Below are 24,529 nucleotides of genomic sequence, written 5' to 3'. Positions count from 1 at the left end.
GGACAGGGAAGGTGACAGACGGGTGTCACCGAACATGTCCCCTCCTCCGGTTCGCCGTCCCCAGGCTGTCACTTACCTCTCAACTCCCGTTCTGCGCATGCTGGTTGCAGATCACGCACCACCCGGCACGGAGCGGTTTTCGAGCGCTTCGAGCCTGCCGCGGAGTTCCGAGACTTGGGAGGTGAGATGTTCGAGCTGACGCAGGACTTCGGGAAGGCCGACGCCGGCGTCGGCTTCGCTGGCTTCGGTGGCCTGCTCGGGGTCACGGGCGTAGCTGCCGCGCGACGTGGTCAGGATGAGCCCGTCCTCGCGGAGGATCGTAAGGGCGCGCTGCACCGTCATTCCCGAGATCTTGAAGCGCGTAGCCAAGTCTCGCACGGAGCCCACATGGGCCCCCGGCTTGATGTCGCCACGCAGGATCTCTTGCCGCAGGATGTCGGCCGCCTGCTCGGACTCCGGTCTCGGGTCGTCTTTCGAGATTTCAGCGCTCATCACGCCATCGAGCGTACCCACCCCTAGTACGACCTAGCACGAATCTTCGCGGCACTCTTGCGTCGTGGTACGTGCTAGTACATGCTGTTACATGTCAGCACGGCGGGCCTGGAAGGGCTTCGCCGGGCTGTCTCCGTAAGTGCTTGACCTGCAAGACCGCACGACCAGGAGCCCCGCATCGGACGGGGGGAGGCGACCCGGCGCCTTGGCATTTACCGGAGGGCTTAGACCGAAAGGTCACGTCTCCATACGCCTACTTCGAGGCCGGACAGCTCTACCTGATACGGGAGCGCGGTCGCGATGAAGGAGACGCACTACCGCCCCGATGGTCGTAGACAGGGTTCGACTCCCGGTCGGGGCACTTTCCCCTGTCGCACTGCGGCTGGGTTCTTCCGGAGCAGTCGCCGTCTCACCAAACGCCTGCGGCTCTCCGGCTCCGTGTCCCTCCCACTTCAGGAGCTGTCATGCGTACGTACATCGGCCACCAACAGGCCGTCTCTGCCGTGGACTTCGTGGAGCTGGCGCTCGGCACCCCGGTTGAGCTGTGGCTCGGCGTCGAGGGCGAGACGGACGAAGAGCGCGCGGCCCGCGAGGACGCGGCGCGCGACATCCTCGCCGACAACCCCGGCCTTCCCGACGACCTGGTCCGCATCGCCGCGCAGGTTATCGAGGCGAACCCGGACCTGTTCGACGTCGTCCCGCTGGCCCGTCCCGCCCGGCGCCGCCGCGCGGCACGCAAGGGGGTGGCGGCATGACCACCAACCCCGCTCCCGAGGCGCTTGCGTCCGGGGTGCCGCCGCTGACGAAGCCGGAGATGGGGCTTGCCGGAATTGGAGCGCTCGCCGCGGCCGGCGTCGGCGCGCTCGGTCTGATCTCTTCCTTCGACGCCGTGTCGGCCGCCGCTGCCCGATGGGGCTTCCACGTTCCGTGGATGCTGCCGGTCGGGATCGACGTGTCCATCCCGGTCTTCACCGTCGCCAACCTGCTCTTGATCCGCATGGATATGGCGCTCGCATGGGTGCGGTTCGTGCCCTGGGTGCTCACCCTGGTCACCTGCGGGCTGAACATCGCGGCAGGACAGGGCATGTGGGCCAAGGTCGCCCACGGCACCATGCCGCTGCTGTGGGTCGTGTTCTCTGAGATCGGCGCGCACATCTACGCCGTCCGCATCGGCGCCGCCACCGGTCGCCGTATGGAGAAGATCCGGTTCTCCCGCTGGCTGCTCGCCTTCCCCTCCACCTTCGCGCTGTGGCGCCGCATGACGCTGTGGGAGATCACCTCCTACACGGAGGCGCTGGCGCGGGAGAAGGAACGGCAGCTGGCCCGCGCGGACCTGCGCGAGACGTACGGCCGCCAGTGGCGGACGAAGACGCCGCGGCGCGAGCGCGTGATGCTGCGCATGGGCGACCTCGCGCCCGCCACCGAGGAGGGGACACCCACCCCGCCCCCGCCGGCACCCTCGGTCGACCCCAAGCCGCGTCCACGTCGGCAGGCCAACTCGAAGGCCAAGGGCAAGCCGCAGCGCACGTTCGAGGAACTGCTCACCGAATCACGCACGGCCACCGCGCAGTGGGCGGACGCGGAGCTGACTGCGGACCGCATCCGCACCGCCGTGCACGTCTCGCAGGCCAACGCCCGCAAGCTGCGTGACCAGTTGAAGGCCGAGCGCGCCAACGGTCGTCCGCTGCACTCCGTGGACGACTCGGAGGGCGAAGGCACGACGGCTGAGGCTGCCTGATGTTCGGCAAGTACTTCGACCCGACCGGCGCGACGTACGGAGTGCCCACCTACCCGTGGCGCTACGCCCCGGACGGATTGGCCACCCGCCGTCAGCTCCGCGCCCGCGGCTTACGTCCGGGCGGTCAGCCGATCGCCGCTCAGGTCCTGCGCCCGCGCTACCGGCGCGGCCCGCTGGTCGCCTACCTCTACCGCGTCGACCGCGCCAAGCCCGTGCGGCCGATGACGCCCGGCAAGCGGGCCGCGCTCGCCAAGGCGATGCGCGCCCGCCGCACCTGCCCGCAGTGCCGCACCGACGCGGGATACGTCATCCCCACCTCGCTCGGCATGTGCGTGCCCTGCGCCTACCCCGAGGAACAGTGCGCTGCCTGACTTACAGGATGTCGAAGAACTCCGTGACAGCCTCCAGGATTCGGTTCCTGCGACGGTGTGCCTTGCTGCAAAAACGCCGCCTTCGCCAGCGGCTTTCTGGCTGCTGCACCGGCTGGCCGCACCAATTGCACGGCCGCGTCCTGAACTCAGATTTCCCCATGCCACCCCCGTAGCACCGCCGTGCGGGGTCCGTCCGCCCACCTCCTACAGCGACGGCCGGACCCCGCCCTGCCTCCCATTGGAAGGAACCTTCAGTGAAGCACCCCGACGACGAGAACGAACTCTTCCACCGCCTCGAAGCTGACATGGCGGCCGACTCCGGCGGCGAGGTAGTCGACCTCGACAAGGCACGGTCGGCCCGCGACCAGTCGGCCGACCCGACTACCCGACCCGACTCCGACCCGTCGGCCGACCCCGAGACCGGTCGGTCGGGCGCCGAGTCGGGCGACCCGACCGCCCGCCGGTTGGTCGACCTCCCGACCGCCAAGGCGGCCGGTCCGGGCTACCTCGGTCGGCTGCTCGCCGCGCAGCGCCGTCCGGTCGTTCCGTTGTGGCTTCAGTCCGTGGCGGAACTGCGGACCGCCACGGCGTGGGTGGCACGCCACTACGCGCACTCGGTCGGCTATCACGCGCTGCGCTCGCCGGTCTACGCCGTCCGGCTCACGCTTCAGGCGCCGTCCGGTGCCGCGAAGTTCGTGGGCGGCACGCTGCGGTGGATGGCCGACCGCGAGGGCGAGCCGGTCCGACTCGCCGCGGTGCGGCGCGAGGACGCGGCGGAGTACCTGAAGCTGTCGCGGCAGCGCGACGGACGGGTCCGACTGCGCACCCTCGTCGCGGTGCTCGCGATGTTCATCGGGCTCGGTTCCGCGCTCGCCATCTACGTGCTCGCCCCCGACTGGCTTCAGGCCCTGTCGGTCGGCGCGGTCGTGATGGCGCTCGGGTCCGCCGGCCGCCGGGCGGACGCCCCGGTCATCCACCGCGCGGTGGAGTTGCCCACGGCGGTCAAGCTCACGTCGGACATCGTGCTGCGCGCGCTCGGCGCGCTGGGTATCCCCGCCATCAACCAGGCGCAGAGCAAGGGCCGGGACGGGTTCGAGTTCACCGCCCCGATCACCCGCGACGGTCCGGGGTGGCGGGCGGAGGGCAACCTCCCGTACGGCGTGACGGTCACGGACATCATCGAGCGGCGCGAACGCCTGGCGTCCGGCCTGCGCCGCCCGCTGGGCTGCGTGTGGCCGGAGGCGGTGCCGAACGAGCACACCGGCCACCTCGTGCTGTGGGTCGGCGATCAGGACATGTCCCAGGCCAAGAAGCCCGCGTGGCCGCTGCTCAAGTCCGGCAGTACGGACCTGTTCAAGCCGGTCGCATTCGGCACTGACCAGCGCGGACGCTGGGTCGAGATCACGCTCATGTACATCGCGGCCGTCATCGGCGCGATCCCGCGCATGGGCAAGACCTTCCTGCTCCGCCTGCTGCTGCTCATCGCCGCGCTGGACCCGCGGGCAGAGCTGCACACGTACGACCTGAAGGGCACCGGTGACCTTGACCCAGTCGGCGAGCGCGTCGCCCACCGTCACCGTGCCGGGGACGAAGAGGAGGACATCGAATACGCGGTGCGCGACCTGCGCGCGCTGCGCGAGGAACTGCGGCGTAGGGCGAAGATGATCCGCTCTCTGCCGCGGGACATCTGCCCCGAGTCCAAGGTGACGTCCGAGCTGGCGAACAAGAAGTCGCTGGGACTGCACCCGATCGTCGTCGGCGTGGATGAGTGCCAGGTCTGGTTCGAGCACGACAAGTACGGCAAGGAACTCGAAGAGATCTGCACTGACCTGGTCAAACGCGGTCCCGCCACCGGAATCGTGCTGCTGCTCGCCACGCAGCGCCCGGACGCCAAGGCGCTGCCCACGGGCATCTCCGCGAACGCGTCGGCCCGCTTTTGCCTCAAGGTCATGGGGCAGTTGGAAAACGACATGGTGCTCGGCACGTCCGCGTACAAGCGGGGTGTACGCGCGACCATGTTCGCCTGGGGTGACAAGGGCATCCACTACTTCGTCGGTGAAGGGTCGGACGCCCGGATCGTGTCGTCGGTGTACGTGGACGCGCCCAACGCGGAGAGCATCGCGGCCCGCGCCCGCAAGCTCCGGGAAGCGGCCGGCACACTGTCCGGCCACGCGCTGGGGGAGGAGCCGGAGCCGGACGAGGGCAGCGCGTACGACCTGCTGCGCGACATCCTCGCCGTCATCCCCGCCGACGAGCCCAAGGTGTGGTCCGAAACCGTCGTCGCCCGCCTCGCCGAACTGCGCGAGGAGGTCTACGACGGCTGGACGCCGGACGCGCTCGCCGCCGCGCTCAAGCCGTACGGCATCTCCACCATCCAGGTGGGCCGCCGCATCAACGGCAAGGTCGTCAACCGGCGCGGCATCGACCGCTCCCACATCGTCGCCGCGATTGCGGAGCGTGACGGAAACCGGGACGCGGGCTGAGCGTCCGGGGCCGCTAGCGATAGCGGCACACCCCGCTAACGTTAGCGGCCCCGCTAGCGCCCCAAACCCATTCTGATCAGGCCGCTAGAGGATAGCGGCCCACCTGCGGAAACCACTGAACCCGCCTCGAAGGGCCTGTCATGACCTCTGCCCTGCTCGCTATCACCCTGCTTCTTGGCGTAACGCTGTGTTATGTCGCTGTGTGTGCTGCCTCGCCGTTCGGCAACTGCCGCAAGTGCAACGGCTGGGGCTTCGCGATGAAGACCGACCGCAAGGGCCGCATGAAGCGCGGCAATGACTGCCGCCGCTGCAAGGCCACCGGCAAGCGCATACGCGTCGGCCGCTGGCTCTACAACCGCTGGGCCCGCATCTACCGCGCGGGCGCCAACACCACCCCCTGACCGGAAGGCTCCCGATGATCCTGAACATCTCCGCCGTGCTGCTGTTCGGCGCCGCGTCCGCGCTCGCCGTCAAGACCAAGTCGGCCGGAGGCGGCGCGGCCATCGTGTTGTTCCTCTTCGGGTTCTTCGCCGCCGGGACCGGCGCGTACGAGCCCATCCACAACCTCGTGCAGGCGTCCGCCGACGCCTTGTCTGCCCTCGGGAACTGAAGGAGGCTCGCTGTGTACGAGCACGCCAACCTCGTGCCCGGCCGTCGTGAGGCGACCGTGGAAGTCCACCGGCCCACTCCGCTCGCCCCGGTGCCGTCGGCGCCGGTCGTACCGGTGCAGCCGGGCACGATCCCTGCGGTGACGAGTGTCGTCCTGCCGGACGGCCGCGTCGTCACCGGCTACACCCTCGAAGCCGTCAAGCCCGAACCCGTCGCGGCCAAGCCGTCCGTCTCCCGCGCGGCGGTGAACATCGCCCTCGGGGGCATCGGCTTCGGTGCGGTCTGCGGTGGGCTGTTCCTGCTGACCGCGTTCATCACTGCGCTGACCGCGCTCATCACGCAGCTCATCACCCTCGCCGCCGTCGTCTTCGGCGGCTGGGTCGCCGTGCAGGTCTTCAGCGCGAGCGGCCACAGCGGCGGCAACACCTTCAACATCCGCAAGGCCGTCTTCAAGCGCAACCACTTCCACGGCTAGCTACGCCCGAGGCGGGCGCCGTCTCACCACAAGCCTGCGCCCGCCCCGGTTCTCCTGTCCCTCCAACAGAACAAGGAGATCTCCAGCATGACCCAACGTCGTGCATTCGGCGAGGGCCATCCGGCCCATGCCACCCCGATGGGGCGCGGCCGACTCCGGCCGCGCCTGCTGGATTTGTTTTCGTGCGCTGGCGGCGCCGCCATGGGCTACGCCCGTGCCGGATTTGTCGTGGACGGTGTCGACATCGCCGACCGGCCGAACTACCCCTTCCCGCACCACCGGGGCGACGCGCTCGAACGGCTCTCCGCGCTCATCCTCTCTGGGGACATCGAGCGGTACATGCTCGTGCACGCCTCCCCTCCGTGCCAGGACAAGTGCGCCTTGACCGTGGGCACCAACCGGTCCCAGGGGTGGGGCGGAACCCACGAAGACCTCGTGGCGCCCACCCGAGACCTGCTCGACAAAACCGGTCTGCCGTACGTCATCGAGCAGCCCAACGGCCGTGCCGAGATCCGCAAGGACCTCACGCTGTGCGGCGAGATGTTCGGACTCGGGGTGATCCGGCACCGCAACTTCGAGTTGGGCGGCTGGATCATCGAGCAGCCAGCGCACGTCCCGCACCGCGGGCGGGTGCGCGGCTACCGGCACGGCCGCTTTTACGACGGCCCGTACGTGGCTGCGTACGGCAAGGGCGGGGGCAAGCCGTCCATCCCGGAGCTTCAGGCTGCGATGGGCATCACGTGGACCGACGTGCGCGAGGAACTGACTGAGGCCATCCCGCCCGCCTACACGGAGTGGATCGGCCGCGCGTTCCTCGCGACCGCTGCCCTGGGGGTGGCGGCATGAATCGTCACCTCCTGTTCGCCGCCCTGGACGCCGCGGAGCGCGGGTGGGCCGTCCTCCCACTGCGCCCCGGCGACAAACGGCCGGCCCTGCATGGTGAGGACGTCTGCCCCGGCATCGGGGACTGCGCTGGCGGTCACCGCAAGTGGGAAGAGCGCGCCACCATCGACCCGGACCGCATCCGCCGCGCGTGGGGTGACCTGCCGTTCAACATCGGCATCGCGACCGGACCGTCCGGGCTGGTCGTCGTCGACCTCGACATGCCCAAGCGCAAGAGCAGCACGGACACGCCTAGCGGCGTGACGACCTTCACGGCGCTCTGCGAGCGCGCCGAGGAGACCGTGCCCACCACCCGCATGGTGCGAACTGCGAGCGGCGGGGTCCACCTGTACTTCACCGCCCCGCCCGGTGCCCGGCTCGGCAACACGGCCGGACGGCTCGGCAAGCGCATCGACACCCGCGCGTGGGGTGGCTACGTCGTCGCCCCCGGCAGCATCACCCCCACGGGCGCCTACGCGGTCGTCCACGACATGCCGCCCGCACCGCTGCCGGAATGGCTGTACGCCCGCCTGACGGACCGTCAGGCATTGCGGGCGCTGATGGCTGCACCGTCGTCCGTACGGGCGTCCAGCTACGCCGCAGCGGGCTTGAACGCGGAAACCGCGTCCGTACGGCAGGCGCCGGAGGGCGAGCGCAACGCCACGTTACTGCGGGCGGCGCGAGCCCTGGGGCGGTTCATCGCGTGGGGCGACCTTCCCAGGGAGCAGGTTGAGGAGGCTCTTCAGTGGGCGGGGGAGCAGGCCGGTCTGTCGCCGCGGTCGTGTGAAGCGACCATTCGCAGCGGTCTGAACTGGTCGATCACTCGCAACGGTCAGCGGAGGGCGGCATGAGCGCCCTGCCCCGCCATGCACTGAAGAGCCTCCCCGCCACCCCGACCGGCCCGCGCGCCGCCGCACATGCCGCGCTCGGTCCTGCCGTGGGCGAGCCGAAAGGCGCCGCCCGCAAGGGCGTCCGAACTGCTCTTCGTCCTGACCCGCACCGGGGCGACGGCCGGTACCCGATCGCGTGGCTGTGCATCTCCGCACCGCGCGGCGCCGTGCCTACCGCCACCTCGAAGTGCCTGTGCGGCAGGGACCGCAGCGCCGTCGGCCACACGAAGGTGCTCGCCCTGATCGAAGACCACACCGCCCACCGCGACACATGCCCGCTCCGCACCAACCAGGAAGGGAGGCAGGCGGCATGAGCGCCAACCCGCCGGCACCCGCCATGGACGGCTCCGCACTGCTCGATGAGGTGGAAGCCTTCCACCGACGCTTCAACATCTTCCCCCTCGAAGCCGCGTACGTCGCCGTGACGCTGTGGGACGCACACGCGCACCTGCTCGACTACTTCGACTCCACACCGCGGCTCGCGTTCCTGTCGCCGGAGCCGGGTTCGGGCAAGTCCCGCGCGCTGGAGATCGTGGAAACCCTCGTCCCGCAACCCATGGTCGCGGTCAACGCCTCCGCCTCCGCGCTCTTCCGCGCGGTGTCCGGGATGGAGGGACGGCCCACGATTCTCTTCGACGAGATCGACACCGTCTTTGGTCCCAAGGCCGGAGAGAACGAACAGCTCCGTGGCTTCCTGAACGCCGGTCATCGCCGCTCCGGCGTCATGTGGCGCTGCGTGGGCGACGGCTCCAATCAGCAGGTACAGGAGTTCCCGTCGTTCTGCGGAGTCGCGGTCGCCGGTCTCGGCTCGCTGCCGGACACGATCCTGACCCGCTCGGTCATCGTCCGCATGCGCCGCCGTGCGCCGAACGAGCGGGTTGAGCCGTTCCGGCAGCGCATCCATGAGAAGGAGGGCCACGAGCTGCGTGACCGGCTCGCCGCATGGGCGCAGTCCGTGCGTCACCTGGTCGACGGAGTGTTCCCGGCGCTGCCGGAAGGCATCAGCGACCGGCCCGCGGACGTCTGGGAACCCTTGCTCGCCATCGCGGACGCGGCGGGCGGCACGTGGCCGGAGCGGGCCCGCGCCGCCTGCATCGAGCTGGTGAACGCGGCCAAGACCAGCGACAAGGGAAGCATCGGCATCCGCCTGCTCACAGACCTGCGCGACTACGTGTTCAACGGCATCGACCGCCTGCCCACCGTCGCCATCCTCGACAGGCTGCACAGCCTCGAAGAGGCGCCGTGGGCGGACATGAGCGGCAAGCCGCTCGATGCCCGCGGGTTGTCGCGGATGCTGCGGGAGTACATGACCGCGGACAACACCCCCATCGCGGCCCGCAACATCAAGGCAGGCGGGAGCGTCATGAAGGGCTACTACGCGAGCGATCTGCACGACGCGTGGCAGCGCTACTGCCCACCCCCCGCGGAAAGTGCGCTACTTCCGCTACCTCCGCTACCGGGCAGCTCAGAGGCGGTTTCCGGGTAGCGGCAAGCCGCTCCGCATCCGCTACCGCAACTCCCCATCCGCTACCCGCCCCGCGGCCACGAACCCGGGGCCGGTAGCGGCTCCATCCGCTACCGCTACTCATATCCGCTACCTGGTTCATGCCCCTGACCAGGGAGGTAGCGGAGGTAGCGGAAGTAGCGGACCTGACAGGAAGGGGCCACCGCCCCCGGAGCCCTGCCGAGGAGGCACCGCCGCATGGCCACCGTTGCTGAACCTGCCGAACAACTCCTCTACCGCCCCGAAGAGGCGGCCAAGGCTCTCAGGATCGGACGCTCGATGGTCTACGAGGAGATACGCCTCGGACGACTTCAGACCGTTCGCATCGGCCGTCGCCGTCTCGTGCCGCCGGAGTACATCGAGCGGTACGTCGAACTCCTCAAGCGCGAGGCAGAAGGCACTGCCTGAACTTCCCATCACCCGAGCTTCACAGGGCCGCGTCCTTCAGGGCGCGGCCCTGTCCTATGGAGGCATGACAGAGCATGACCGACACCCCAAAGCGCGCCACAAGGGCGGGCCATGGTGCGGACACCATCTATTGGGACCCGGCCAAGAAGAGTTTCGTGGGGGCCGTCTCCCTGGGACACGGCCCGAACGGCAAGCGTCGTCGACCGAAGGTGTACGGCAAGACGAAGACCGAAGTCCGTCAGAAAATCCGGGACTTGAAGAAGGAGGTGCAGACCGGTGTCAAGGCGCCGGCCAACTACACCGTGGCCGACGCGGTGAACGACTGGTTGGAGCGCGGACTGAAGGGGCGCGACGAGAAGGGCACCATCGGCAAGAACCGATCGATGGCGAACAAACATCTCATCCCGTTCATCGGCAAGGCCAAGCTGAAGGAACTCAGCGCGGATGATGTGGACGACTGGTTGGACGACAGGGCTGAATTCCTCGCGACGCGAAGTCTGCGCGACCTGCTCGCCATCCTGCGCCGCTCCATCGCGCACGCTCAGCGCCGAGACAAGGCCGCGCGGAACGTCGCCCTACTCGTCACCGCACCAGAGGGGCGTCCCGGCCGTCCCAGCAAGGCACTCAACTTGGAGCAGGCGAAAGCCGTGCTCATCGCCGCGCGACCATCGAGGCTGTACGCCTACCTCGTCCTCTCGCTCCTTAGCGGCGTTCGTACGGAAGAGGCGCGCCCCCTCACTTGGGATCACGTCTTCCTGGAGCCGAAGGACGGGGCTCCGCCTCACGTCGCGGTGTGGCGCTCGGTCCGTAAGCACGGTGAGACCAAGACCAGGAAGAGCCGCAGGACCATCGCTCTGCCAAAGCAGGTGGTCGACGTCCTCAAAGAGCACATGCGATGGCAGAAACAGGAGCGGGCATCGCGAGGGATGGGGTGGACTCCTACCGGCCGCGTCTTCACGACCCGGAGCGGAGAGCCGCTCGACGCGGCCAACGTTCGGCGCGACTTCAAGGCCATCGTGAAGAAAGCCGGGCTGAAGCCGGAGTGGACACCGCGGGAGCTCCGACACAGCTTCGTGTCCCTGCTCTCCGATCACGGCATTCCGCTGGAGCGCATCGCGCTCCTGGTCGGCCACAGCAGCCAAGCCACGACAGAAGCGGTCTACCGGAAGCAGCTCCGACCCGTGATCACGGAGGGGGCTGAAGCGATGGACGACATCTTCGCCGAAGATCAGGAAGGGGTGGGTGCAGGCGGCTAGCTAGCAGTGTCCGGCTGATCAAAGCAATGAAGCGTCGGGCTTTGCCCACTGTCGGTACCCTCATCAGAGGGCGACTGGGGGTGGCATGGACGATGCCATAGCGGGCCTGGTAGGGGCGTTTGGTGGCGCCGTCATTGGTGCCGGTGCGGCATGGGGGGCTGCACGCATCGCATTCAAGGGTGCTGTATATCAAGCTGATCGGCAGGCCACGGCCGCGCATGAACAGTGGCTCAGGGAACAGCGTCGCGAGACTTACGCCCGAGCTCTTGGAGCGGCCAGGGTTTACTTCGAAACTCTCTTCAACGCCGCACTCGACTACGGAAACTTGAACGATACCGAGCGCAGTGAACTGGCCGAGCTCTGTCGCAGTCAGCGAAGCGAGTTCGACGACGCCTGTAAGGATCTTCAGATCGAGGGTGACCCGGGTGTCGTCTACGAATTTTTTGCGCTGGGCATGGGTTTCCTGCATGTCGGCATGGTGATGGCGCAGTCCCCCTACGACTCGCAGATGGTGATGCACACGATCATGACCATGTGCGACCCGCATCTCACAGCTGCAGAACGCCTCGCAACCGCCGACCTACTGCCTGGGGGAATCCCGCCGGAAGTGCGTAGCCGCCTACCTCCGCCTGGACCTCTACTGCCCTGAGGCAGTCCTCTGGGGAGAGGGCCGCGCGCCGGCCTGATTGAACTCGTTTGGCCCCCTGTTTGGCCCCCGAGCACAACAGAGGGCCAATCGCGATCATGCGATTGGCCCTCTGACCAGCGTCGGGGTGGCGGGATTTGAACCCACGACCTCTTCGTCCCGAACGAAGCGCGCTGCCAAGCTGCGCTACACCCCGATTGTCGCTGCTCGTCGCGGCGACGTCGTTTACTTTAGCCCACCGGTGGCTGGAGACGAAATCCGGTTTTCGCGCGGTGGCGGACGGGGTTCGGGCGGGCGTGGTCGAGCGCCACGAGGAGGACGGCGAGGGCGTAGAAGGAGAGGCCGAGGAGGAGAGCGTTGGCCAGGATGCTCTTGTAGCCGTGGAGGTCGGCGTCCAGGAACGGGTAGAGGTAGCGGCCCGGGGTGCCCGGTGGGATCAGTTCGCCGCGGGTCAGGGAGAAGAGCAGGTAGGCCAGGGGGTAGAGGAGCCACGTGGTGGCCTGGCGCAGGTGGAGGCGGCCGGATGGGGTCAGGAGAAGCCAGTCCAGGAGGGCCGCGAGGGGGACCACGGTGTGCAGGACCTGGTTGGTGATCGCGTGCCAGCCGGAAGGGGTGGCCGCCTCGCCCAGGAGCAGGTGGTACACCAGGCCCGTGATCGTGACGTAGAGGAGGGCCGCGCCCGTCAGGGCGGACGGCAGGGGGTGGCGGGCCGACCACGCCCGGCGGGCGGAGAGCACCATGACCAGCGCCAGCAGGACGCTGCTCTGGGTCGTGAAGTTGCTCAGGATCCGGATCGGGCTGCCGAGGAGCAGGTCGATCGTCACGGCCGTGGCCGCCACCAGGGCGACGAGCAGGCGGTAGACGGCGGCCAGGGGGCGGCGTACGCGGGGCACCACCGCCGTGGCGGGGACGGGCGAGGGCAGCAGCGCGGGCACACCCGGGAGTGCGGGCAGGTCCGGGATGTCCCTGGGTATCGGGGCGGTCATGCCCTCACGCTAGGCAGGGTGGACAAAAGGGGCGATGCGGGCGGTCCGTGTGGGTTAACCTCCGCCGGGCCCCGCATCGGTAACACGACTGAACCCGCGCCCCATCGCCAACAGCGGGATACTCACGCCGCCCCATCGCCAACAGCGGGATACTCACGCCGCCCCATCGCCAGCAACGGGACTACTCACGCCGCGCCATCGCCAGCAACGGGACTACTCACGCCGCCCCATCGCGACAGCGGGGCTACCCCCACCGCCCAGCGGGACTACTCCCGCCCCACCAGCGTCAACAACGTCACCTCCGGCGGGCACGCGAACCGCACCGGCGTGTAGCGGTTCGTGCCGCAGCCCGCTGAGACGTGGAGGTACGAGGTACGGCCCTCCGCCGTGTGCGTGGACAGGCCCTTCACGCGGTCCGTGTCCAGGTCGCAGTTGGTGACGAACGCGCCGTAGAACGGGAGGCAGAGCTGGCCGCCGTGGGTGTGGCCGGCCAGGACCAGCGGGTAGCCGTCGGCCGTGAAGGAGTCGAGCACGCGGAGGTACGGCGCGTGCACCACGCCCATCGAGAAGTCGGCGCCGCCGGACGGGCCGCCCGCCACCTGCGCGTAGCGGTCCCGCTTGATGTGCGGGTCGTCGAGGCCGGTCAGCTCGATCGAGGCGCCCTCGATCTTCAGCGTGCCCCTGGTGTTGGTGAGGTTCAGCCAGCCCGCGCCGTCGAAGGCGTCCCGCAGGTCCTCCCACGGGTTGTGGACCGCGTTGACGGCGGGCGCGTTGCCGTTCAGGCCGTGGCGGCCCTGGGCCTTCTCGAACAAGTACCGGGCCGGGTTGCGGAGCTTGGGGCCGTAGTAGTCGTTGGAGCCGAAGACGTACGCGCCCGGGAACTCCAGCAGTGGGCCGAGAGCGTCCAGCACCTCCGGCACGCCCTCCGGGTCGGAGAGGTTGTCGCCCGTGTTGATCACGAAGTCCGGGCGCAGCCCTGCCAGCGAGCGCAGCCAGCGCTGTTTCTTGCGCTGGCCGCCGACCATGTGGATGTCGGAGACCTGGAGCACGCGCAGTGGGCGCATCCCGGCGGGGAGGACGGGGACGGTCACCCGTCGGAGGCGGAAGGAGCGGGCCTCGAAGCCCGCCGCGTACACCAGACCGGCGGTGCCTGCCGCCACGATTCCCAGGGGTACTCCATATCGCGAGCGCATACGTCCATCGTGTCAGACCCGGCGCGTGCCCCGTGCCCGACCGCCCGCTAAATGAACGGGCGTGCGGGATGCGACACCTGCGACAATCACACTCATGACCACCCTCAAGTCGAAGTTGCAGGAAGACCTCAACGCCGCGATCAAGGGGCGCGACGAGCTCCGCTCCTCGACGCTCCGGCTGACGCTCACCGCGATCACCAAGGAGGAGGTCGCGGGCAAGACCAAGCGCGAGCTCTCCGACGACGAAGTGCAGAAGGTGATCACCCGCGAGGCGAAGAAGCGCCGTGAGGCCGCGGACGCGTTCGCGCAGGGTGGTCGTGCCGAGTCGGCCGAGCGGGAGAAGGCGGAGGGCGAGGTGCTCGCCGCGTACCTGCCCCAGCAGCTCGGCGACGAGGAGCTGGACGCCATCGTCGCCCAGGCCGTCGAGGAGGCGAAGGCGGCGGGCGCCGAGGGGCCGCGGGCCATGGGCGCCGTCATGAAGATCGTGAACCCGAAGGTCGCGGGCCAGGCCGAGGGCGGGCGCGTCGCCGCCGCGGTCAAGAAGCTCCTGGCGGGCTGATCGCCCGGGGGCAGACCGCCGGCGGCCGTGCACGCCGGTCCGAGACGCGGTCCCCCGGCCCCCTCCCACATCGCGAACGGCCCCTTTCTCCTCGTACGACATCAGTCCGTACGGGAGAAAGGGGCCGCGCCCGTTCTCAGGTCACCGCGTCAGTCGCGGCCGCCGTTGCCGTTCCCGTTGCCCTGGAAGAAGCCCTCCGGGATGGAGAAGGTGGGATCCGGGAAGGTGCCGCCGCCGTCGGTGGCTCCTTCGTCGCCGTTGTCCCCGTCGTTGTCGCCGTTGCCGTTTCCGTTGCCGTTTCCGTTGCCATTCCCGTTTCCGTCGCCGTCACCGCGGTCCTTGGGGGGGTCCGGGATGCTGACGAGGTTGAAGGACTCCGTCTTCTTGCCCTCCAGGGCGCCGGCCATGGCGTCCTTCCAGATCGGGCCCGGGACCTCGCCGCCGTAGACGAGCGGGCGGTAGACGCCGCCGATCGTGATGTTCTTCATCTTGACCTTCTGGGTGGCGCTGCCGACCCAGACGGCGCCCGACATGTTCGGCGTGTAGCCGACGAACCAGGCGTTCCGCCGCTCGTCGGTCGTACCCGTCTTACCGGCGCTCTGGCGGTCGGTGAGGCCGGCCTGCTGACCCGTACCGGAGTCGACCACGCCGCGCAGGAGCGTGTTGACCGTGTCCGCGGTCTTCTCGCTCATCGCCCGCGAGCACGTGGACTTCGGCACCTCCATCGACTTCTGCTCGTCGCCGATCTTCTGCGTGATCGACTCGATGGCGATCGGCGTGCAGTACATGCCGCGGGAGGCGAAGGCGGCGTACGCGCTCGCCATCGTCAGCGGGGAGAGGCCGATCGAGCCGAGGGCGATCGAGGGCGTCTGGGGGATCTTGTCGCCGTTGCCCTGCCGGACGTGGAGCTTGTCGGTCACGTTGACCACCGGGCACAGGCCGATGTCGGAGATCATCTGCACGAAGTAGGTGTTGACCGACTTCGCCATGGCCTCCTTCAGCCGGTACGGGCCGACCTCCGACTCGGTCTCGTTCTCGAGCTTCTCGCCGCGCCTGTTGGTCCACGGACTGCTGTCGCACGTCTGGACCGGGCTCGGGTACTCCATCTCGTACGGCGACGAGTACTCCTGCATCGGCGGCCGGCCCTCCTCCAGGGCCGCCGCCGCCACGAACGGCTTGAACGTCGAACCGGTCGGGAAGCCGAAGTTGGAGCCGCCGTAGGCCGCGTCGACCGAGTAGTTGTACTCGGTCTCGTTCTTGCCGTAGCCGTACGGCTTCGACTGGCCCATCCCGACGATCTTGCCGGTGCCCGGCTCGACGAGGGTGGCCGCCGCGGCGACCTTGTCGCTCTGGTTGATGTGGTCCTTGAGTGAATCCTCGACCGAGCTCTGCGCCTGCGGGTCGAGGGTCGTACGGATCGTCAGGCCGCCCTGGTTCCAGACCTTCGCCCGCTCCTCGCGGGACTTGCCGAAGACCGGGTCGCTGAGGAAGACCCGCTCCACGTACTTGCAGAAGAAGCTGGCGCCCTGGACGGCCGTGATGCAGCCGTTCTTGGGCTGGCTGATCTTGAGGCCGAGCGGCTGCTCCATGGCCTTGGAGGCCTCGGCCTGGGAGACGTCGCCGACCTCGGCCATGCGCCGCAGCACGGTGTTGCGGCGCTTGGTGGCCTCGGTCTCGTCGTTGACCGGGTCGTACCGGCTGGGCGACTGGACGATGCCGGCGAGGAGGGCCGACTCCTGGAGGTTCAGGTTCTTGGCGGACTTCGAGAAGTAGCGCTGGGCCGCGGCCTCGACGCCGTAGGCCTGCTGGCCGAAGAACGTGATGTTCAGGTAGTTCTCGAGGATCTTCTTCTTGCCGAGTTCCTCTTCGACCTGGATCGCGTGCTTCAACTCGTTGATCTTGCGGCCGAGGGTCTGCTGGGTGGCCTGCGCGACCTTGGTCGGGTCGTCGCCGGCCTCCTCCACGAAGACGTTCTTCACGTACTGCTGGGTGAGAGTGGACGCGCCCTCCGAGACCTCGCCGCTCTGCGCGTTCTTGTTGAGGGCGCGCAGGACGCCCTTCAGGTCGATCGCGCCGTGCTGGTAGAAGCGCGAGTCCTCGATCGCGACGATCGCCTTCTGCATGTACGGCGAGACGTTCTTGAGGCCGACCACCGTGCGGTCGCGCGAGTAGACGGTGGCGAGCTGGCCGCCGTCGGCGTCGAGGATGGTCGTGCGCTGGCTCAGCGGCGGTGTCTTCAGATTGGCCGGGAGCTCGTCGAAGCTCTCCACCGACCCCTTGGCCGCAAGACCCAGCGCACCGGCCGCGGGCAGCGCGATGCCGGCCATGACAGCTCCCGCGAGCACACTGACACCGAGGAATTTGGCGGCCTGCTGCGTGGAGGACAGACCACCGCCCGAGCGCTTGTTTGGCATAGGGGCAGCCTACGTTCTCATTCGCCGGACACGCGTATATGCCTTGGCCTAAGCTGCTCTCAACTGTCACAGCCGTAGGGCTACGTATCAATACGTCCGGCGACCCCGAATCGTTCCGGAGGTTCCCCGACTTTTTTGACGGGGACGTGTCCGAATCCACCTCGTGTGTCACCTGGTGCCCGTTGTGACGCAATACAACTGTCCTGGTTTGCCGGAACAGTCATGTATGTCGCGGGCTCACTCCCCCGGGTGATCTGCCGCTTACCCATAGTCCGTTCGGGCCATTCAAGATTGGGCCCGAAGGGGGTGTTGCGCTGTGCCCACCTTCCGTAACGTCCTGACCTGGCGGCGGTGAATATGCCGCTGCCGCCGTGGGGGAGCCTCGATTCGGGAGAGGACGGCGCCGGTATGGGCTGGGTAGTCGACTGGAGTGCGCAGGCGGCCTGCCGCACTACCGATCCGGATGAACTGTTCGTTCAAGGAGCAGCGCAGAACAGGGCCAAGGCGGTGTGCACCGGATGCCCGGTGCGCACGGAGTGCCTCGCCGACGCGCTCGACAACCGCGTCGAGTTCGGCGTGTGGGGAGGAATGACGGAGCGGGAGCGCCGCGCACTGCTGCGCAGGCGTCCCACGGTCACTTCATGGCGCCGGCTCCTTGAGACCGCGCGTACGGAATACGAGCGGGGGGTCGGCATCCTGCCCCTCGACGACGACGAGGTGTACGAGAGCTACGCGGCGGTGAGCTGAGGGCAGCGCCCTCGGGCATCGGAATCGCACGCGTCGGTATCTCAGGCACCGGCAGCGGGCTCGGGCAGCTCCTGGTGGGCAGCCGCGAGCCGGTTTCCGATGTCCCGCAGCCCCGTCAGGTCGTGCACGTCGCCGGGCAGCGCGGCCACTTCGGTCACCGCCACCTCGGGATGGAGCGCGGTGAAGCGGTCACGCGTGCGCTGCTCGCGGAAGAGCAGTCGCATACGTTCGGCGTGCAGCCTCAGCAGGCCTGCGGTGAGTTGTTGGACGGACATCTCCTGGTCACTGTCCTGCGTGGGTTCCGTGTCCTGCGGGGTGGCGGGGGAGCCTTCGTCAGGAGCCGGATTTTCCGAGGCGGGAGACTCCGTAGCGGGAGACTCTGAACTGCCGTATGTGTCGGGAGAGTTACGAAGACCAGCTTTCCCGTCCCCCTGATCCACAATGCGAGGCTCTTCAAGATTTTCCGCGGCGGCGAGCGCGCGCTCGGCCGACAGCCGGTCGGCGCCGCTGCCATGGACCCGGTTGAGCACCAGGCCCGCGAGCGGCATGTCCTCGGCCGCCAGCCGCTCCACGAAGTACGCGGCCTCGCGCAGTGCGTCCCGCTCCGGGGCCGCGACCACCAGGAACGCCGTCCCGGGCGCCTGGAGCAGCTTGTACGTCGCGTCCGCGCGCGTGCGGAAGCCGCCGAACATCGAGTCCATCGCCGCCACGAAGGTCTGTACGTCCTTCAGCAGTTGGCCGCCGAGCAGCTTGCCGAGGGCGCCGGTCATCATCGACATGCCGACGTTCAGGAACTTCATCCCCGCGCGGCCGCCGACCTTCGCCGGCGCCAGCAGGACACGGATCAGCTTGCCGTCGAGGAACGATCCGAGCCGCTTCGGCGCGTCCAGGAAGTCGAGCGCGGAGCGGGACGGGGGCGTGTCGACGACGATCAGGTCCCACTCGTCCCTGGCGCGGAGCTGTCCCAGCTTCTCCATCGCCATGTACTCCTGCGTGCCCGCGAAGCCCGCCGAAAGCGACTGGTAGAAGGGGTTGTTGAGGATCGCCGACGCCCGGTCGGCGTCCGCGTGCGCCTCGACGATCTCGTCGAACGTGCGCTTCATGTCGAGCATCATCGCGTGCAGTTCGCCGTCGCCGTCCACGCCCTTCACCCGGCGCGGGGTGTTGTCGAGCGAGTCGATGCCCATCGACTGGGCGAGCCGGCGGGCCGGGTCGATGGTGAGGACGACCACCTTGCGGCCGCGCTCGGCGGCGCGCAGGCCGAGGGCCGCCGCGGTGGTCGTCTTGCCGACGCCGCCCGAGCCGCAGCACACGATGATGCGGGTCTTCGGGTCGTCGAGCAGGGGGTCGACGTCGAGTACGCGCGCGGGGGAGAGCTGGTGACGGGTGCCCTCCTGGGAGAGGGCCGGATCCTTGCTCATGACATCCCCTTGTTCACGACATCCCCTGATTCCGGCTCATGACAGCCCTTGATTCAGGCTCATGACAGCCCTTGATTCCGGCTCATGACAGCCCCTGTTCGCGCAGCTCGGCCGCGAGTTCGTACAGGCCCGCCAGGTCCATGCCCTCGGCGAGCAGCGGCAGTTCGTGCAGCGGCAGGCCCAGCTCGCCCAGTGCGGCCCGCTGTTCGTGCTCGAGCGCGTACCGCTCGCCGTACTCCGCGGCCTGCTGCAGCAGCGGGTCCACGAGCCGCTCGGCGTGCCCGCCGCGGCGCGCCCCGCCGAGTCCGGCCGCCGACAGGGACTGGGCCACGGCCGTACGCGGCACGCTCCGTACGAGTTCCAGTTCGGCCGCGTCCAACACCTCGGGCCGCACCATGTTCACGATGATCCGCCCCACCGGCAGCCGCGCCGACCGCAGCTCGGTGATGCCGTCCGCGGTCTCCTGGACGGGCATCTCCTCGAGCAGCGTCACCAGGTGCACGGACGTCTCCGGCGACTTCAGCACCCGCATCACGGCCTGCGCCTGGTTGTGTATCGGGCCGATCTTGGCGAGGCCCGCGACCTCGTCGTTGACGTTCAGGAAGCGGGTGATGCGGCCGGTGGGCGGGGCGTCCATGACGACGTAGTCGTACGCGAACCGGCCGCTTCTGTCCTTCCGGCGCACCGCCTCGCACGCCTTGCCGGTCAGGAGTACGTCCCTGAGACCGGGCGCGACGGTGGTCGCGAAGTCGATCGCGCCGAGCTTCTTCAGGGCCCTTCCGGCGCTGCCCAGTTTGTAGAACATCTGGAGGTAGTCCAGAAGGGCCAGTTCGGGGTCGATGGCCAGGGCATACACCTCCCCGCCCCCAGGAGCGACGGCGATCTTTCGCTCCTCATAAGGCAGCGTCTCCGTTTCGAAGAGCTGCGCGATGCCCTGCCGGCCCTCGACCTCGACGAGAAGCGTCCGCTTCCCCTCGGTCGCGAGGGCCAGCGCGAGGGCGGCGGCGACCGTCGTCTTTCCGGTCCCGCCCTTGCCGCTGACGACCTGGAGCCTGCTCACGTATTCGAGCGTAACCAGTCCGTGCGCGGGCTAAGCGGGAGGCTGTGGACAACCTGGGTGAGGTCGGCCGTCCGACCGGTGTGTCGCAGCGGCTAAAGTCGGCCACATGACCAAGTGGGAATACGCAACCGTGCCTCTGCTCGTCCACGCCACGAAGCAGATTCTGGACACCTGGGGCGAGGACGGCTGGGAGCTCGTCCAGGTCGTGCCCGGGCCGAACAACCCCGAGCAGCTCGTGGCCTACCTGAAGCGGGCCAAGGCGTGAGCTCGGTCGAGGCGCGGCTGGCCGAGCTGGGGCTGACGCTTCCGGAGGTCGTGCCGCCGCTCGCGGCCTACCAGCCGGCCGTGCAGTCCGGTGTGTACGTCTACACCTCCGGTCAGCTGCCGATGGTGGAGGGCAAGCTTCCGGTCACCGGCAAGGTGGGTGCGGAGGTCACGGCCGAGGAGGCCAAGGAGCTGGCGCGCATCTGCGCGCTGAACGCTCTGGCCGCCGTGAAGTCCGTCGCGGGTGACCTGGACCGGGTGGCGCGTGTGGTGAAGGTGGTCGGCTTCGTGGCGTCCGCCTCCGACTTCACGGGGCAGCCGGGTGTCGTCAACGGCGCGAGTGAGCTGCTGGGCGAGGTGCTGGGCGACAAGGGCGTGCACGCGCGCAGTGCGGTGGGTGTGATGGTGCTGCCGTTGGACGCGCCGGTGGAGGTCGAGGTTCAGGTGGAGCTGACCGGGGTGTAGGCCCGGGGGCGCGGGTAGCGCTTTTGTTGTGGGGTGGTCGGGGCCGTGTCGGGGGGTGTCCGTCCTCGGAACGGCGCGGAATCGGTTGCCTATGAGGTGCCGGTGTTGACGTGGCAACCGCTGCGGGCGGACACCCCCCGACACGGCCCCTTGCCGCCGTACGCGGCTGCCGGTGCGTACCTCCTGTGCATAGGCCCGGTCCGGGGGCGGAGCCCTCAGGGGTGGCGCAGCGGTGCTGGTCGCTCTCGAACATCTGCGCGTCAGGAGATAGCCTCCGGCCATGGGTAACGGGCAGTGGTATCCACCGGAGTGGCCCGAGCGTATCCGTGCCCTGGCGGATGGCACGCTTACGCCGGTCGGTCCCAAGCGTGCGGCCACCGTGATGCTTCTGAAGGACACCGACGCCGGTATCGCCGTGCACATGCTGCGCAGACGGGCCTCCATGGCGTTCGCCGGGGGTGCGTACGCGTATCCGGGCGGCGGTGTGGATCCCCGTGACGACGACCGGCACGTCCGGTGGGCGGGCCCCACGCGCGCGTGGTGGGCGGACAGGCTCGGCGTGGACGAGGCGGCGGCCCAGGCGATCGTCTGTGCGGCCGTGAGGGAGACGTACGAGGAGGCGGGGGTCCTTCTCGCCGGCCCGGCCCCCGAGTCCGTGGTCGGCGACACCACGGGCCCGGACTGGGAGGCGGACCGGGCCGCCCTGGTCGACCGTGAGCTGTCCTTCGCCGAGTTCCTGGACCGGCGGGGATTGGTGCTGCGTTCGGATCTGCTGGGTGCCTGGACGCGCTGGATCACCCCCGAGTTCGAATCCCGCCGCTATGACACGTGGTTCTTCGTCGCCGCCCTTCCGGAGGGCCAGCGCACGCGCAACGCCTCCACGGAGGCCGACCGCACGGTGTGGATCCGGCCCGAGGACGCGGCAGGCTCGTACGACAAGGGCGAGCTGCTGATGATGCCGCCGACGATCGCGACGCTGCGCCAGCTGATGGCGTTCGGCAGCGCCGCCGAGGCGCTCGCCGGGGCGCCGGAGCGTGATCTGGCGCCCGTCCTGGCGCGGGCACGCCTCGAGGAGGGCGAGATCGTGCTGTCCTGGCCGGGGCACGACGAGTTCACCAAGCGCATCCCGACCGACCTCCCGACCGGTGGAGCCCTCGCATGACGGACGCAGCAGCCCTTCCCGGCCGGCCACGGGGCGCGGTCCTGTCCGGTCCCGCCACCGCGCGCGCCGTCAACGTCCTCGCGCCGAACCCCTCCGCGATGACCCTGGACGGGACGAATACCTGGATCGTGGCCGAGCCCGACTCCGAGCTGGCCGTCGTGATCGACCCGGGTCCGCTGGACGACGGCCATCTGCGCAACGTCGTCGACCTGGCGGACAGGGCCGGCAAGCGCGTCGCCCTCACCCTCCTCACCCACGGCCACCCCGACCACGCGGCCGGCGCCGCCTGCTTCGCCGAGCTGACCGGGACGAACGTGCGCGCGCTGGACCCGGCGCTGCGGCTGGGGGAGGAAGGGCTGGGCGCCGGGGACGTGATCCGGGTCGGTGGCCTGGAGCTGAGGGTCGTACCGACTCCCGGGCATACCGCGGACTCGCTGTGCTTCCATCTCCCGGCCGATCAGGCGGTCCTGACCGGTGACACCATCCTGGGCCGCGGTACGACCGTCGTGGCGCACCCGGACGGCCGTCTCGGCGACTACCTGGACACCCTGCGGCGCCTCAGGTCGCTCACGGTCGACGACGGGGTCCACACGGTGCTTCCCGGGCACGGGCCCGTCCTGGAGGACGCCCAGGGCGCCGTCGAGTTCTACCTCGCCCACCGCGCCCACCGTCTCGCCCAGGTCGAGACGGCCGTGGAGGACGGCTACCGGACCCCGTCCGAGGTCGTCGCCCACGTGTACGCCGACGTGGAGCGCTCGCTGTGGCCGGCGGCGGAGCTGTCGGTGCGGGCGCAGATGGAGTATCTGGAGGAGCACGGGCTCATCTAGGGCCGGGGAGCTTTGACGCCGTGCACGCGCGCGTACTCCCCGGTGAGCCACGGCCCCAGGTCGTCCACGTACGTACGCAGGGCGGCCGGGTCGCCGCTCGGCTCGTACCCGAGGACGGCCGCCGAGCGCATCTGTGCGGCCCGCTCGGGGTAGTACGCGCCGAACACCTCCGCCATCTCCCGCAGGTCGCTCGTCCAGCCGTTCCAGCGGGGCATGACGAGTGTGAAGCCGGTGCGGACGAGGTGCCGGGACATGAAGCGTACGAGGGGGCGGCGCGCCTCGTCGGTGTCGGCCGTGGCGGCGATCCGCTCGCGCCAGCGAGCGAGGAACAGTGCCAGGTCTCCGTTGGTCTCGCGGGCCAGCAGGGAGTCCGGCCGGTAGCGCGGCAGGTACTCGGCGAGGTCGTCGCCGAGCAGCGGGGTGCACAGGCAGGCGATGAACCACCCCAGGTCGTACCTCTCCAGGTCGCTCAATGCCTGCTCCTGGCCGACCAGTAGCGTCCCGCCCCCGTCGATCTGCGGGAAGTCCTTGTCCAGCTTCTCGTCGATGGTGCGGGCGTCGGCCCGGTCGGTGTCGGTGGGCTCCGCGCGCAGCGCGATCAGCAGGTCGAGGTCACTGCGTCCCACGCGTGCGGTGCCGCGCGGGATCGACCCGTAGAGGTACGCGCTGTGCAGCCGGGCCCCGAAGGCGTCCAGCAGACGGTCGCGGGCGGCGGCGACCACGGGGCGGAAGGCGTGCGGGACGCGTCCGAGGGAGCCCTCGCGGGCGATGAAGCCCCGTGCGTCGAGCCCTCGGGAGGGTTGCCCTTCGGCGGGGAGCGGGGCGGTTTCGGCCATGGGGCCACTGTGCCGTGAAGGGGGCGGCCCGAGCCGCTCATTTACGGGGCGCGGCTTCAGGCGGTCGTGACGATGGCCCCGCCTCACCAGAGAGGAGACGGGGCCCGTCGTCGTATGCCTTGGGGTCTAGCGCGAGCGCTTGGCGAGCCGCTCCACGTCCAGGAGGATCACGGCCCGTGCCTCCAGGCGGAGCCAGCCGCGGCCGGCGAAGTCGGCCAGCGCCTTGTTCACGGTCTCGCGGGACGCGCCGACCAGCTGGGCCAGCTCCTCCTGCGTGAGGTCGTGGACGACGTGGATGCCCTCCTCGGACTGCACGCCGAAGCGGCGGGAGAGGTCCAGGAGGGCGCGGGCCACGCGACCGGGGACGTCCGAGAAGACCAGGTCGGACATGGCGTCGTTGGTGCGCCGCAGGCGGCGGGCGACGGCGCGCAGGAGGGCGGTGGCCACCTCGGGCCGGACGTTCAGCCAGGGCTGGAGGTCGCCGTGGCCGAGGCCCAGCAGCTTGACCTCGGTCAGCGCGGTGGCGGTCGCCGTGCGCGGGCCCGGGTCGAAGAGGGACAGCTCCCCGATGAGCTCACCGGGGCCGACGACGGCCAGCATGTTCTCGCGGCCGTCGGGGGAGGTGCGGTGGAGCTTCACCTTGCCCTCGGTGACGACGTAGAGCCGATCTCCCGGGTCGCCCTCGTGGAACAGGGAGTCACCACGCGCGAGGGTCACCTCACTCATGGAGGCGCGCAGTTCCGCGGACTGCTCGTCATCGAGCGCCGCGAAGAGCGGGTTGCGCCGCAGAACGTCGTCCACGAGTTCTCTCCTTGTCGACCTGCTCAGGGGATCTTGCTCC

General features: G+C 69.4%; 28 protein-coding genes and 1 tRNA gene. 20 read left to right on the top strand and 9 right to left on the bottom strand.

Annotated elements, in window-relative coordinates; genetic code table 11:
* Positions 1 to 111: 111 nt before the first annotated feature.
* Entirely contained in the window at positions 112 to 492 is a 381-nt protein-coding gene (locus tag ACZ5XS_RS12760) for a GntR family transcriptional regulator (RefSeq protein WP_468650511.1), read from the bottom strand.
* A gap of 464 nt (positions 493 to 956) precedes the next feature.
* On the opposite strand from ACZ5XS_RS12760, the gene ACZ5XS_RS12755 reads away from it, so the two are divergent.
* The 14 genes from ACZ5XS_RS12755 to ACZ5XS_RS12690 all read left to right on the top strand — a co-directional run bounded on the left by ACZ5XS_RS12755 (position 957) and on the right by ACZ5XS_RS12690 (position 11,757).
* Entirely contained in the window at positions 957 to 1,247 is a 291-nt protein-coding gene (locus tag ACZ5XS_RS12755; RefSeq protein WP_468650509.1) for a hypothetical protein, read from the top strand.
* Positions 1,244 to 2,230, top strand: a complete 987-nt coding sequence (locus ACZ5XS_RS12750; RefSeq protein WP_468650507.1) for a DUF2637 domain-containing protein — start codon at positions 1,244 to 1,246, stop codon at positions 2,228 to 2,230. Before ACZ5XS_RS12755 ends, ACZ5XS_RS12750 begins: the two co-directional genes overlap by 4 nt.
* Entirely contained in the window at positions 2,230 to 2,601 is a 372-nt protein-coding gene (locus ACZ5XS_RS12745) for an RRQRL motif-containing zinc-binding protein (RefSeq protein WP_468650505.1), read from the top strand. Before ACZ5XS_RS12750 ends, ACZ5XS_RS12745 begins: the two co-directional genes overlap by 1 nt.
* A gap of 254 nt (positions 2,602 to 2,855) precedes the next feature.
* Positions 2,856 to 5,084: a cell division protein FtsK gene (locus tag ACZ5XS_RS12740; protein ID WP_468650503.1), complete on the top strand. Its 2,229-nt coding sequence runs from the start codon at positions 2,856 to 2,858 to the stop codon at positions 5,082 to 5,084.
* A gap of 140 nt (positions 5,085 to 5,224) precedes the next feature.
* Positions 5,225 to 5,485, top strand: a complete 261-nt coding sequence (locus ACZ5XS_RS12735) for a hypothetical protein (RefSeq protein ID WP_468650501.1) — start codon at positions 5,225 to 5,227, stop codon at positions 5,483 to 5,485.
* Between the two features lie 14 nt (positions 5,486 to 5,499).
* On the top strand, positions 5,500 to 5,694 hold the full coding sequence (locus ACZ5XS_RS12730; RefSeq protein WP_073492950.1) for a hypothetical protein: 195 nt from the start codon (positions 5,500 to 5,502) through the stop codon (positions 5,692 to 5,694).
* A 12-nt stretch (positions 5,695 to 5,706) separates the two neighbouring features.
* Positions 5,707 to 6,168 (top strand): hypothetical protein, encoded by a 462-nt coding sequence (locus tag ACZ5XS_RS12725; protein ID WP_468650499.1) that lies wholly within the window; start codon positions 5,707 to 5,709, stop codon positions 6,166 to 6,168.
* A 138-nt stretch (positions 6,169 to 6,306) separates the two neighbouring features.
* Entirely contained in the window at positions 6,307 to 7,014 is a 708-nt protein-coding gene (locus tag ACZ5XS_RS12720; protein ID WP_468650599.1) for a DNA methylase, read from the top strand.
* Entirely contained in the window at positions 7,011 to 7,901 is an 891-nt protein-coding gene (locus ACZ5XS_RS12715; RefSeq protein ID WP_468650497.1) for a bifunctional DNA primase/polymerase, read from the top strand. Before ACZ5XS_RS12720 ends, ACZ5XS_RS12715 begins: the two co-directional genes overlap by 4 nt.
* A complete protein-coding gene (locus ACZ5XS_RS12710; protein ID WP_468650495.1) occupies positions 7,898 to 8,254 on the top strand; it encodes a hypothetical protein in 357 nt (118 codons plus the stop codon). The genes ACZ5XS_RS12715 and ACZ5XS_RS12710 overlap by 4 nt, the downstream gene beginning before the upstream one ends.
* Positions 8,251 to 9,426, top strand: coding sequence for a DUF3631 domain-containing protein (locus ACZ5XS_RS12705; RefSeq protein WP_468650493.1), 1,176 nt, complete (start codon positions 8,251 to 8,253; stop codon positions 9,424 to 9,426). Before ACZ5XS_RS12710 ends, ACZ5XS_RS12705 begins: the two co-directional genes overlap by 4 nt.
* Before the next feature lie 216 nt (positions 9,427 to 9,642).
* A complete protein-coding gene (locus ACZ5XS_RS12700; protein WP_468650491.1) occupies positions 9,643 to 9,852 on the top strand; it encodes a helix-turn-helix domain-containing protein in 210 nt (69 codons plus the stop codon).
* Between the two features lie 74 nt (positions 9,853 to 9,926).
* The gene (locus ACZ5XS_RS12695) at positions 9,927 to 11,108 is read left to right on the top strand and encodes a site-specific integrase (protein ID WP_468650489.1); all 1,182 of its coding nucleotides are present in this window, start codon (positions 9,927 to 9,929) and stop codon (positions 11,106 to 11,108) included.
* A gap of 85 nt (positions 11,109 to 11,193) precedes the next feature.
* Positions 11,194 to 11,757 carry a hypothetical protein gene (locus ACZ5XS_RS12690; protein WP_468650487.1) on the top strand — a complete coding sequence of 188 codons (564 nt, stop codon included), beginning with the start codon at positions 11,194 to 11,196 and terminating at the stop codon, positions 11,755 to 11,757.
* A 119-nt stretch (positions 11,758 to 11,876) separates the two neighbouring features.
* Here ACZ5XS_RS12690 and ACZ5XS_RS12685 read toward each other — a convergent pair.
* The 3 genes from ACZ5XS_RS12685 to ACZ5XS_RS12675 form a co-directional block, all read right to left on the bottom strand.
* Positions 11,877 to 11,950 (bottom strand) — tRNA-Pro (locus tag ACZ5XS_RS12685).
* 34 nt (positions 11,951 to 11,984) lie between these two features.
* A complete protein-coding gene (locus tag ACZ5XS_RS12680) occupies positions 11,985 to 12,740 on the bottom strand; it encodes a Pr6Pr family membrane protein (protein ID WP_468650485.1) in 756 nt (251 codons plus the stop codon).
* A gap of 266 nt (positions 12,741 to 13,006) precedes the next feature.
* Positions 13,007 to 13,933, bottom strand: coding sequence for a metallophosphoesterase (locus ACZ5XS_RS12675; protein ID WP_468650483.1), 927 nt, complete (start codon positions 13,931 to 13,933; stop codon positions 13,007 to 13,009).
* A 94-nt stretch (positions 13,934 to 14,027) separates the two neighbouring features.
* On the opposite strand from ACZ5XS_RS12675, the gene ACZ5XS_RS12670 reads away from it, so the two are divergent.
* Positions 14,028 to 14,492 carry a GatB/YqeY domain-containing protein gene (locus ACZ5XS_RS12670; protein WP_217241408.1) on the top strand — a complete coding sequence of 155 codons (465 nt, stop codon included), beginning with the start codon at positions 14,028 to 14,030 and terminating at the stop codon, positions 14,490 to 14,492.
* Positions 14,493 to 14,641: 149 nt separating this feature from the next.
* Here ACZ5XS_RS12670 and ACZ5XS_RS12665 read toward each other — a convergent pair whose 3' ends face one another.
* Entirely contained in the window at positions 14,642 to 16,906 is a 2,265-nt protein-coding gene (locus ACZ5XS_RS12665; protein ID WP_468650481.1) for a transglycosylase domain-containing protein, read from the bottom strand.
* Positions 16,907 to 17,314: 408 nt separating this feature from the next.
* On the opposite strand from ACZ5XS_RS12665, the gene wblA reads away from it, so the two are divergent.
* Positions 17,315 to 17,653: a transcriptional regulator WblA gene (wblA, locus tag ACZ5XS_RS12660; RefSeq protein WP_217241406.1), complete on the top strand. Its 339-nt coding sequence runs from the start codon at positions 17,315 to 17,317 to the stop codon at positions 17,651 to 17,653.
* 41 nt (positions 17,654 to 17,694) lie between these two features.
* Here wblA and bagB read toward each other — a convergent pair whose 3' ends face one another.
* Together bagB and ACZ5XS_RS12650 are read right to left on the bottom strand one after the other, a co-directional pair.
* Positions 17,695 to 19,074 carry an ATPase BagB gene (gene bagB, locus ACZ5XS_RS12655; protein ID WP_468650479.1) on the bottom strand — a complete coding sequence of 460 codons (1,380 nt, stop codon included), beginning with the start codon at positions 19,072 to 19,074 and terminating at the stop codon, positions 17,695 to 17,697.
* An 82-nt stretch (positions 19,075 to 19,156) separates the two neighbouring features.
* Positions 19,157 to 20,134 (bottom strand): ATPase BagA, encoded by a 978-nt coding sequence (locus tag ACZ5XS_RS12650; protein ID WP_217241404.1) that lies wholly within the window; start codon positions 20,132 to 20,134, stop codon positions 19,157 to 19,159.
* A 106-nt stretch (positions 20,135 to 20,240) separates the two neighbouring features.
* On the opposite strand from ACZ5XS_RS12650, the gene ACZ5XS_RS12645 reads away from it, so the two are divergent.
* The 4 genes from ACZ5XS_RS12645 to ACZ5XS_RS12630 all read left to right on the top strand — a co-directional run bounded on the left by ACZ5XS_RS12645 (position 20,241) and on the right by ACZ5XS_RS12630 (position 22,852).
* The gene (locus tag ACZ5XS_RS12645) at positions 20,241 to 20,399 is read left to right on the top strand and encodes a DUF4177 domain-containing protein (protein ID WP_020129281.1); all 159 of its coding nucleotides are present in this window, start codon (positions 20,241 to 20,243) and stop codon (positions 20,397 to 20,399) included.
* Positions 20,396 to 20,863: a RidA family protein gene (locus ACZ5XS_RS12640; protein ID WP_468650477.1), complete on the top strand. Its 468-nt coding sequence runs from the start codon at positions 20,396 to 20,398 to the stop codon at positions 20,861 to 20,863. Before ACZ5XS_RS12645 ends, ACZ5XS_RS12640 begins: the two co-directional genes overlap by 4 nt.
* Positions 20,864 to 21,143: 280 nt before the next feature.
* The gene (locus ACZ5XS_RS12635) at positions 21,144 to 22,025 is read left to right on the top strand and encodes an NUDIX hydrolase (RefSeq protein WP_468650475.1); all 882 of its coding nucleotides are present in this window, start codon (positions 21,144 to 21,146) and stop codon (positions 22,023 to 22,025) included.
* A complete protein-coding gene (locus ACZ5XS_RS12630; protein WP_468650473.1) occupies positions 22,022 to 22,852 on the top strand; it encodes an MBL fold metallo-hydrolase in 831 nt (276 codons plus the stop codon). Before ACZ5XS_RS12635 ends, ACZ5XS_RS12630 begins: the two co-directional genes overlap by 4 nt.
* Here the strand turns inward: ACZ5XS_RS12630 and ACZ5XS_RS12625 are convergent.
* On the bottom strand, positions 22,849 to 23,688 hold the full coding sequence (locus tag ACZ5XS_RS12625) for a nucleotidyltransferase domain-containing protein (protein WP_468650471.1): 840 nt from the start codon (positions 23,686 to 23,688) through the stop codon (positions 22,849 to 22,851). The two genes, ACZ5XS_RS12630 and ACZ5XS_RS12625, sit on opposite strands and share 4 nt — an antisense overlap.
* 126 nt (positions 23,689 to 23,814) lie before the next feature.
* Positions 23,815 to 24,489 (bottom strand): Crp/Fnr family transcriptional regulator, encoded by a 675-nt coding sequence (locus ACZ5XS_RS12620; protein WP_030043265.1) that lies wholly within the window; start codon positions 24,487 to 24,489, stop codon positions 23,815 to 23,817.
* Positions 24,490 to 24,529 lie beyond the last annotated feature (40 nt).

It is taken from the genome of Streptomyces sp. NPDC033131, assembly GCF_055578365.1.
This window is presented reverse-complemented; position numbering and strand designations above follow the sequence as displayed.

Bases quoted from the DNA above. Each gene is read 5' to 3' on its own strand.
- ACZ5XS_RS12665 (WP_468650481.1), bottom strand. From the start codon at position 16,906: ATGCCAAACAAGCGCTCGGGCGGTGGTCTGTCCTCCACGCAGCAGGCC.
- ACZ5XS_RS12710 (WP_468650495.1), top strand. From the start codon at position 7,898: ATGAGCGCCCTGCCCCGCCATGCACTGAAGAGCCTCCCCGCCACCCCG.
- ACZ5XS_RS12760 (WP_468650511.1), bottom strand. From the start codon at position 492: ATGAGCGCTGAAATCTCGAAAGACGACCCGAGACCGGAGTCCGAGCAG.
- ACZ5XS_RS12675 (WP_468650483.1), bottom strand. From the start codon at position 13,933: ATGCGCTCGCGATATGGAGTACCCCTGGGAATCGTGGCGGCAGGCACC.
- ACZ5XS_RS12645 (WP_020129281.1), top strand. From the start codon at position 20,241: ATGACCAAGTGGGAATACGCAACCGTGCCTCTGCTCGTCCACGCCACG.
- ACZ5XS_RS12720 (WP_468650599.1), top strand. From the start codon at position 6,307: ATGGGGCGCGGCCGACTCCGGCCGCGCCTGCTGGATTTGTTTTCGTGC.
- ACZ5XS_RS12630 (WP_468650473.1), top strand. From the start codon at position 22,022: ATGACGGACGCAGCAGCCCTTCCCGGCCGGCCACGGGGCGCGGTCCTG.
- wblA (WP_217241406.1), top strand. From the start codon at position 17,315: ATGGGCTGGGTAGTCGACTGGAGTGCGCAGGCGGCCTGCCGCACTACC.
- ACZ5XS_RS12680 (WP_468650485.1), bottom strand. From the start codon at position 12,740: ATGACCGCCCCGATACCCAGGGACATCCCGGACCTGCCCGCACTCCCG.
- ACZ5XS_RS12730 (WP_073492950.1), top strand. From the start codon at position 5,500: ATGATCCTGAACATCTCCGCCGTGCTGCTGTTCGGCGCCGCGTCCGCG.
- ACZ5XS_RS12670 (WP_217241408.1), top strand. From the start codon at position 14,028: ATGACCACCCTCAAGTCGAAGTTGCAGGAAGACCTCAACGCCGCGATC.
- ACZ5XS_RS12695 (WP_468650489.1), top strand. From the start codon at position 9,927: ATGACCGACACCCCAAAGCGCGCCACAAGGGCGGGCCATGGTGCGGAC.
- ACZ5XS_RS12745 (WP_468650505.1), top strand. From the start codon at position 2,230: ATGTTCGGCAAGTACTTCGACCCGACCGGCGCGACGTACGGAGTGCCC.
- ACZ5XS_RS12700 (WP_468650491.1), top strand. From the start codon at position 9,643: ATGGCCACCGTTGCTGAACCTGCCGAACAACTCCTCTACCGCCCCGAA.
- ACZ5XS_RS12705 (WP_468650493.1), top strand. From the start codon at position 8,251: ATGAGCGCCAACCCGCCGGCACCCGCCATGGACGGCTCCGCACTGCTC.
- ACZ5XS_RS12715 (WP_468650497.1), top strand. From the start codon at position 7,011: ATGAATCGTCACCTCCTGTTCGCCGCCCTGGACGCCGCGGAGCGCGGG.
- ACZ5XS_RS12690 (WP_468650487.1), top strand. From the start codon at position 11,194: ATGGACGATGCCATAGCGGGCCTGGTAGGGGCGTTTGGTGGCGCCGTC.
- ACZ5XS_RS12735 (WP_468650501.1), top strand. From the start codon at position 5,225: ATGACCTCTGCCCTGCTCGCTATCACCCTGCTTCTTGGCGTAACGCTG.
- ACZ5XS_RS12635 (WP_468650475.1), top strand. From the start codon at position 21,144: ATGGGTAACGGGCAGTGGTATCCACCGGAGTGGCCCGAGCGTATCCGT.
- ACZ5XS_RS12625 (WP_468650471.1), bottom strand. From the start codon at position 23,688: ATGGCCGAAACCGCCCCGCTCCCCGCCGAAGGGCAACCCTCCCGAGGG.
- bagB (WP_468650479.1), bottom strand. From the start codon at position 19,074: ATGAGCAAGGATCCGGCCCTCTCCCAGGAGGGCACCCGTCACCAGCTC.
- ACZ5XS_RS12755 (WP_468650509.1), top strand. From the start codon at position 957: ATGCGTACGTACATCGGCCACCAACAGGCCGTCTCTGCCGTGGACTTC.
- ACZ5XS_RS12750 (WP_468650507.1), top strand. From the start codon at position 1,244: ATGACCACCAACCCCGCTCCCGAGGCGCTTGCGTCCGGGGTGCCGCCG.